1 protein-coding gene is annotated in these 1,573 nt (G+C 61.0%); it reads left to right on the forward strand.

Going from position 1 to position 1,573, the window contains the following annotated elements; all coding sequences use genetic code 11:
- Positions 1–177: 177 nt before the first annotated feature.
- On the forward strand, positions 178–1,533 hold the full coding sequence (accC, locus tag NW863_RS12980; protein ID WP_414366862.1) for an acetyl-CoA carboxylase biotin carboxylase subunit: 1,356 nt from the start codon (positions 178–180) through the stop codon (positions 1,531–1,533).
- The last annotated feature ends 40 nt before the right edge of the window (positions 1,534–1,573 follow it).

Consider the following 1,573-nt stretch of genomic DNA (forward strand, 5'->3'; position numbering starts at 1 on the left):
AGCCGGATCCCTGCCGCCTCAGCTCCAGCTAGGGTGTCGGCTGGATTGACCAGATGTGGGATCCCCATCTGGATCCTTCCGTCTGCTTGCCATAGTAGGATCAGCACCTGCGTACCCTACCTTGCACGAACCGCTGGTCTTTAGCGGCCGAGATTTTTCTAACCTCAAACGCCCCTCATGCCGCCCATCACCAAGATCCTGATCGCCAACCGAGGCGAGATTGCCCTGCGCATCATCCGCACCTGTCAGGAAATGGGGATCCGCACCGTGGCCGTCTACTCCACTGCGGATCAGAACTCGCTGCATGTCCAACTGGCGGACGAGGCCGTCTGTGTAGGGGATGCCCCGGTGGCCAAAAGCTACCTCAACATTCCCAACATCATCTCGGCAGCCCTTACCCGCGGCGCCAATGCTATTCATCCGGGCTACGGGTTCTTGGCGGAGAATGCCAAGTTTGCCGAGATGTGTGCCGACCACAACTTGATCTTCATCGGCCCCTCGCCAGAGGCGATGCGCAAAATGGCCGACAAAGCCACGGCCCGCGAGACTATGCAAGCGGTGGGCGTGCCGACCGTGCCCGGCAGCCGCGGCTTGATCACCTCTGATGAAGAAGCAGTGAAGCTGGCGGAGAAAATCGGTTACCCCGTGATCATCAAAGCCACTGCCGGCGGCGGGGGGCGGGGCATGCGGGTGGCCAGAGATGCCCAAGAATTGCTGAAGATGATGCGCACCGCCCAGGGGGAAGCCCAGGCGGCCTTTGGCAATGGCGGGATCTACCTGGAGAAGTTTATCGAGCGCCCCCGCCATGTGGAGTTTCAGATCTTGGCCGACAGCCACGGCAATGTGGTGCACCTGTACGAGCGGGATTGCTCAATTCAGCGGCGGCACCAAAAGCTGCTGGAAGAGGCCCCCAGCCCGGCTTTGACCACGAGCTTGCGCGCCCGCATGGGAGCAGCAGCGGTGAAGGCAGCCAAGGCGGTGAACTACGTGGGGGCGGGCACGGTGGAGTTTTTGCTGGATAAAAACGGCCAGTTCTACTTCATCGAGATGAACACCCGCATCCAGGTGGAGCATCCGGTTACCGAGATGGTGACGGGGCTGGATTTGATTGCCGAGCAAATTCGCATCGCCCAAGGTCAACCTCTGACCTTTCGCCAGAAGGATGTGGAACTGCGGGGCCATGCCATCGAGTGCCGCATCAACGCCGAGGATCCCAAGCAGCAGTTTCGCCCTTGCGCGGGCACCATCAGCGCCTATTTGCCCCCTGGGGGGCCGGGGGTGCGCATGGACTCCCACATTTACACCGACTACACCATTCCCCCCTACTACGATTCGCTGCTGGGCAAGCTGATCGTCTGGGGGCCCAACCGGGCGGCAGCTATCCGCCGCATGCAGCGGGCACTGGGGGAATGCGCCATCACCGGCGTGCCCACCACGATCCCTTTCCACCAGCAGATCCTGCGCCACGAGGCTTTTTTACGGGGCGAAGTGTACACGGATTTCATCACCCAACACCTGCTGCCCAGCCAGTAGCAATCCAATCAGAAGTCGTTTGGGATCCCGCTTTGAACTG

The sequence above is a fragment of the Synechococcus sp. B60.1 genome (genome assembly GCF_047462555.1).
GTDB lineage: Bacteria > Cyanobacteriota > Cyanobacteriia > Thermostichales > Thermostichaceae > Thermostichus.

Coding starts and splice junctions, on each gene's coding strand:
- accC (WP_414366862.1), top strand. CDS start 178: ATGCCGCCCATCACCAAGATCCTGATCGCCAACCGAGGCGAGATTGCC.